Raw genomic sequence first — 5,848 nt, 5'->3', positions numbered from 1 at the left:
ACGAGGTCGAATCGGTCGGCGCCGAGGATGCGCTGGAAGAAGTGCGCAACCGCCGCAAGCCGGTGCGCCGCCAGTACAAGATCCAGGAAGTGATCAAGCGCCGGCAGATCCTCCTGGTGCAGGTCGTCAAGGAAGAGCGCGGCAACAAGGGCGCGGCGCTGACCACCTATCTGTCGCTGGCCGGCCGCTATTCGGTGCTGATGCCGAACACGGCGCGTGGCGGCGGCATTTCGCGCAAGATCACCAGCGCGGTCGACCGCAAGCGGCTCAAGGAGGTCGTCGCCGATCTCGAAGTGCCGCAGGGCATGGGCGTCATCCTGCGCACCGCCGGCGAGAGCCGCACCAAGGCAGAGATCAAGCGCGACTACGAATATCTGATGCGGCTTTGGGAAAATGTCCGCAATCTCACCTTGCAGTCCACGGCCCCTGCCCTGGTCTACGAGGAAGGCAGCCTGATCAAGCGCTCGGTGCGCGACCTCTACAACAAGGATATCGACGAGATTCTTGTCTCCGGCGAGGAAGGCTACCGCGAGGCCAAGGACTTCATGCGCATGCTGATGCCGAGCCACGCCAAGGTGGTTCAGCCGTTCCGCGACACGACGCCGATCTTCGTGCGCAACGGCATCGAGGCACAGCTCGACCGCATGCTGCAGCCGCAAGTGACGCTGAAGAGCGGCGGCTACATCATCATCAACCAGACCGAAGCGCTGGTTGCCATCGACGTGAATTCGGGCCGCTCCACCAAGGAGCACTCGATCGAGGACACCGCGCTCCACACCAATCTGGAAGCGGCCGAGGAAGTCGCGCGTCAGCTAAGGCTGCGCGATCTTGCCGGCCTGATCGTCATCGACTTCATCGACATGGAGGAGAACCGCAACAACCGCTCCGTCGAGAAGCGGCTGAAGGATCACCTCAAGAACGATCGTGCGCGCATCCAGGTCGGCCGTATCTCGCATTTCGGCCTGATGGAGATGTCACGCCAGCGCATCCGCGCCAGCGTGCTGGAATCGACCATGAAGCCTTGCCCGCATTGCGGCGGCACCGGCCATGTGCGCTCCGATTCGTCGGTCGCGCTGATGGTGGTGCGGGCGATCGAGGAATTCCTGCTCAAGGATTCGCGCAGCCACATCACGGTGCGGACGCCGGCGGCGACAGCACTCTACGTGCTCAACCACAAGCGCGGCACGCTGGTGGAACTCGAAAGCCGCTTCGGGCTGACGATCACCGTCGAGGCCGACGATTCGGTGGGTTCGCAGCACTATGCGATCTTCCGCGGCGCGTTGGCTGAAAAGCCGGAAGGCTTTGTCGAGGCGCGCAGCTTCCCGGCCTATGTCGAGCCGGACGAGCCCGAGGATGAGATTGCCGTCATCGAGGAAGACGACGAGGCGCCGATCCAGGCAGAACAGCCACGCCAGCAGCCGCAGCAACAGCAGCCGCGGCCCGCTGCCGGTGGTGAGGAAGGCGAAGGCCGCGACCGCAAGCGCCGCAAGCGTCGGCGTCGGCGTGGCGGCAAGGATCGCGATCGCGAACATGGCGCCCCTGCGGACGGTGCTTCCGTCTCGGCTCCGGCCGGCGAGTTTTCGGACTCGGACTCGGCCGCCGGAGATGGCGACGCGGAAGCGGACGACAATGCCCCTGTTGGTGTTTCCGAAACTCCTGCCACAGCTGAAGCTTCGGACGAAGGCCAGGGCAAGAAGCGCCGGCGCGGCAAGCGCGGCGGCAAGCGCAACCGCCGCGAAGACGGTGAAGGCGAGGCTGAGGCAAGTGCTGGCGAAGCAGCCGACGCGTCCGAAGGCGAAGTCTCGGCAACCGAGGTGATCGCCAGCGAGCCGGTGGTTACCGCAGCGGCCGAAGAGCCGGTGGTGCTTGCTCCGGCCAATGACGACGCGCCGAGCATGGAGAAGCCGAAGAAGCCACGCCGTGCCGCCAAGCCGAAGAAGGCCGCAGCCGAAATCGTCGCCGAAGAGCCGGCTGCCGAGGCGGAAGCACCGGTCGAGACGCCGGCCACGGCGTCCGACGAAGCAGCGGCTGTCGAGAAGGCACCGAAGGCCCGCCCGTCGCGGCGCAAGCCGGCGGCGGTGAATGCGCCGGTCGAGCCGGTGGTGTCTTCGACTGTAGCGGAAGAACCCGCGGCCAAGGCCGAGGACAAGACCGACGACAAGACCGACGACAAGCCGAAACGCGGCGGATGGTGGCAGCGGAAGGGCTTTTTCTAAGCCTTTCAGCCACCTGAGCTAGTTTGTTGACAAAAAATCCCGCGCCGTCTCGAAGACGGTGCGGGATTTTCTTATCTGGCGCTATTCCGGATCGCGAAAGGCTAAAACGCTTCCTTGATTTTTATGCATGTCGTTGTCCCAAAACCGCTCCGCACCTTTTGGGCGACATGCATCACGGCGCGAAGATCGACCAGTTCATCATCCTGGCCAGCTTTTCCAGCGCGATCGACCCCAGCTTGGAGTTGCCGTTGGCATTGAGGCCGGGCGACCAGACGGCAAGCGACGCCACGCCCGGCACGATGCCCAATATGCCGCCGCCGACGCCGCTCTTGCCGGGGATGCCGACGCGGAAGGCGAAATCGCCGGAGCCATCATAGTGACCGCAGGTCAGCATCATCGCGCCGATGCGGCGTGCCCGTTCGGCCGACACCACGGAATGCCCGGTCGCCGGGTTCTTGCCGCCATTGGCGAGAAAGCGGCCGGCGAGCGCCAGTTGCCGGCAACTCATTGCGATGGCGCAATGGTGGAAGTAGACGCCCAGCGCCAGCTCCGGCGCGTGGTGGAGATTGCCGAAGGATTTCATGTAGTTGGCAAGCGCGAAGTTGCGATAGCCGGTGGCCCGTTCGGACGCCGCGACCTCACGATCGATGATGATCGTTTCGTCGTCGGCGAGGAACTGGATGAAGCGCAGGATTTCGCCGATCGCCTCGCGCGGCTGGTGGCCGGCAAGCAGGATGTCGGAAATGACAATGGCGCCGGCATTGATGAACGGGTTGCGCGGAATGCCGTTCTCATGCTCGAGCTGCACGATCGAGTTGAATGGATTGCCTGACGGTTCGCGGCCTACCCGCTGCCAAAGCGCGTCACCGACATTGCCGAGCGCCAGTGTCAGCGTGAACACTTTCGAGATGCTCTGGATGGAAAATGCCTGGTCGGCATCGCCGGCCATCAGCACGCGGCCGTCATTGGTGACCGCCGCGATGCCGAACTTCTTCGGATCGACCTTGCCCAGCTGCGGAATGTAGGAAGCGACGTCGCCGCGATCGGTGCGCTCGGCCATTTCGGCGGCGACTTCGGCCAATGCCCGATCAAGTTTGGGGGCCTGTTCAAGTTCCGGCATGGTGCTACCTCAACCAGCGTTCGATGCGCACCATTGCCTCGACCATGTCGTCGTGGCTGCCGGCGTAGGAGAAACGCATGGTCCGGTGCCCAGCCTGAGTGTCGAAGTCGCGGCCGGGCGTTGCTGCAACATGCGCCTCGGCCAGCATCTTTCGCGCGAAGGCCATGCTGTCATTGGTATGCCTGGTGACGTCACAGAACGCATAAAAGGCGCCGTCCATGGGCGCCGCCAGCGGAAAGCCGAGTTCCGGCAGGCGTTTCATCAAGAGCTCGCGATTCCAGGCGTAGCGGCCTTTTACCGCCTCCAGTTCCTCGGTCGCCCTGAACGCTTCGATCGCGGCAATCTGCGATAGCTCCGGCGGCGAGATGTAGAGGCTCTGGGCGACGCGCTCGACCGGCCGCACCAGTTCCTGCGGCAGCACCATCCAGCCGATTCGCCAGCCGGTCATGCAGTAATATTTGGAGAAGGAATTGATCACCGTCACATCGCCGCCATAGGCAAGTGCCGTGGTGTCGGGGGCGGCATAGGCCAGCCGGTGATAGATTTCGTCGGAGATGACGGCGATGCCGAGGTCCTGTGCCGTCCTTACCAGAGCCGCCAGTTCATCGGCTGGTATGACCGCGCCGGTTGGATTGGCGGGACTGGCGAAGAGAACGCCTTTCAGCGGCTTTTCACGATGCGCGGCTTCCAAATGGCCGGCATGCAGGTAGGCGGCGTCGCCGAGCTCGATCTCGACCACCTCTATGCCGAGTGCGGCCATGATGTTGCGGTAGGCAGGGTAACCGGGTGCCGCGATGGCGACGCGGTCACCCCGATCGAACATCGCCAGGAAGGCAAGATTGAAGGCGGCCGGCGATCCGGTGGTCACCGCGATCCGGCCGGGCTCGATATCAAGCCCATAGTGATCGGCGTAGTGTCCGGCTATCGCCTTGCGCAAACCTGCCAGTCCGAGCGCGTCGGTGTAGCCGATGCGCCCATCCTGCAGCGCCTTGGCTGCTGCGGCGCGAACCAGAACCGGTGCGGGATCGGAGGGTTGGCCGACGGCCATCGAAACAACCGGCACGCCCTGGGACTTCAGCCGGTTTGCCTCTGCCAGAATGTCCATCGCATGGAAGGGCTCGACATTGCCGCGGCGTGAGAGCGAAACGACCATTTAACCAGTATTCCCGATGACTGACGGCGCCAGGCACTGGCGCATGTGCCGCACAAATGCCCGATTGATGTGAGGATCACAAGTTGAGGAAGTTTCCGGCGCCGACTTTTCATCTTTCGCCCGCTCGTCTACCAGTGGACACATCATGTTGAGCCGACCCAGATCGACGATTGCCCAGGCAGCGCGCGTCTTCGCGACGCTTTCGCTTGGCGTTGCCGTTGCAATGTCGAGCTCGGTCAGCGCCTTCGCCCAGAACGTGCCGGTGGTGCGCGACGCCGAGATCGAGGCGCTGGTGCGCGATTACGCGCGGCCGATCTTCAGGGCGGCCGGCCTGGCGAATGACGGCATCGACATCGTCCTGGTCAACGACCAGAGTTTCAACGCCTTCGTCACCGGGCGTCGGCTGTTCATCAACACCGGCGCGCTGATGACGGCTGAAACGCCCAACGAGATCATCGGCGTCATCGCGCACGAAGCCGGTCATATTGCCGGCGGCCACCAGCAGAAGCTGCGCGACCAGCTCGAACGAGCCAAGACGATGGCCGTCATCGCGACATTGCTTGGCGCCGGCGCCATTGTCGCCGGTGCCACAACCAGCAGCCGCGGTCTCGCCGGCGCCGGCATGGGCGTGGCTGCCGGCGGCGGCGAAATGGCACAGCGCAGCATCCTCGCCTATCAGCGCACCGAGGAGATGACGGCCGACCGCTCGGCGATCACCTATCTCAACGCCACCGGCCAGTCCGGCATGGGCATGCTGAAGACATTCCGCCGCTTCCAGACCGCACTTTCGCTTTCGGGCGCCCAGGTCGATCCGTATCGGATCAGCCATCCGATGCCGCAGGACCGCATCGCCAATCTCGAAGTGCTGGTGAAACAGGACCCCAATGTCGACAGGCCGGACCCGCCCGCGCTGCAGCAGCGCCATGACATGATGCGGGTGAAGATCGCCGTTTACATGGAAGGCCAGGCGGCCGCGTCCCGGCTGATGCGAAAGATGCAAGGAACCCTCGCCGCCCAGTACGGCGACGCCCAGTCGACCTACCTGTTCGGCAACATCGCCGCCGCCCTCGCCAAGACCAATGCACTGATCAAAGCGCAACCGAAGAATGCCTACTTCCAGGAACTGCGCGGCGACATCCTGATGAAAGCCAACAAACCCAAGGAAGCCGCGGACGCCTATGCCAAGGCGGTCAGCCTCGATTCGGCTCGGTCCGGTCTGCTGCCAGTGTCCGTGGGCCAGGCGCTGATGGCCGTCGGCACGCCCGACTCCCTCAAAAAAGCCGTCGTGCAGATCAACAATGGCCTCGGTCGCGACAAGGAAAATTCAGCCGGATATCGCTATCTGGCGCAGGCCTATGG

The 5,848-nt window shown here is 64.0% G+C and carries 4 protein-coding genes; 2 read left to right on the top strand and 2 right to left on the bottom strand.

The window, feature by feature from the left end; translation table 11 throughout:
* Positions 1-2,216, top strand: a 2,216-nt coding sequence (locus EN884_RS22620) for a ribonuclease E/G (RefSeq protein ID WP_164895110.1), incomplete at its 5' end; no start/stop codon positions are given.
* 172 nt (positions 2,217-2,388) lie between these two features.
* Here the strand turns inward: EN884_RS22620 and EN884_RS22615 are convergent.
* Together EN884_RS22615 and EN884_RS22610 are read right to left on the bottom strand one after the other, a co-directional pair.
* Positions 2,389-3,336 (bottom strand): glutaminase, encoded by a 948-nt coding sequence (locus EN884_RS22615; RefSeq protein ID WP_013531363.1) that lies wholly within the window; start codon positions 3,334-3,336, stop codon positions 2,389-2,391.
* 4 nt (positions 3,337-3,340) lie between these two features.
* On the bottom strand, positions 3,341-4,489 hold the full coding sequence (locus EN884_RS22610; RefSeq protein ID WP_063168093.1) for an aminotransferase class I/II-fold pyridoxal phosphate-dependent enzyme: 1,149 nt from the start codon (positions 4,487-4,489) through the stop codon (positions 3,341-3,343).
* Between the two features lie 145 nt (positions 4,490-4,634).
* Here EN884_RS22610 and EN884_RS22605 point away from each other — a divergent pair.
* Positions 4,635-5,848 (top strand): M48 family metalloprotease (locus EN884_RS22605; RefSeq protein ID WP_206617624.1); only part of this gene is annotated, 1,214 nt, incomplete at its 3' end.

The sequence above is a fragment of the Mesorhizobium sp. M7A.F.Ca.AU.001.01.1.1 genome, assembly GCF_004022735.1.
Lineage (GTDB): Bacteria > Pseudomonadota > Alphaproteobacteria > Rhizobiales > Rhizobiaceae > Mesorhizobium > Mesorhizobium ciceri.
Note: the sequence above shows the minus strand (reverse complement) of the source record. Positions and strands in the feature narration are given on the sequence as shown.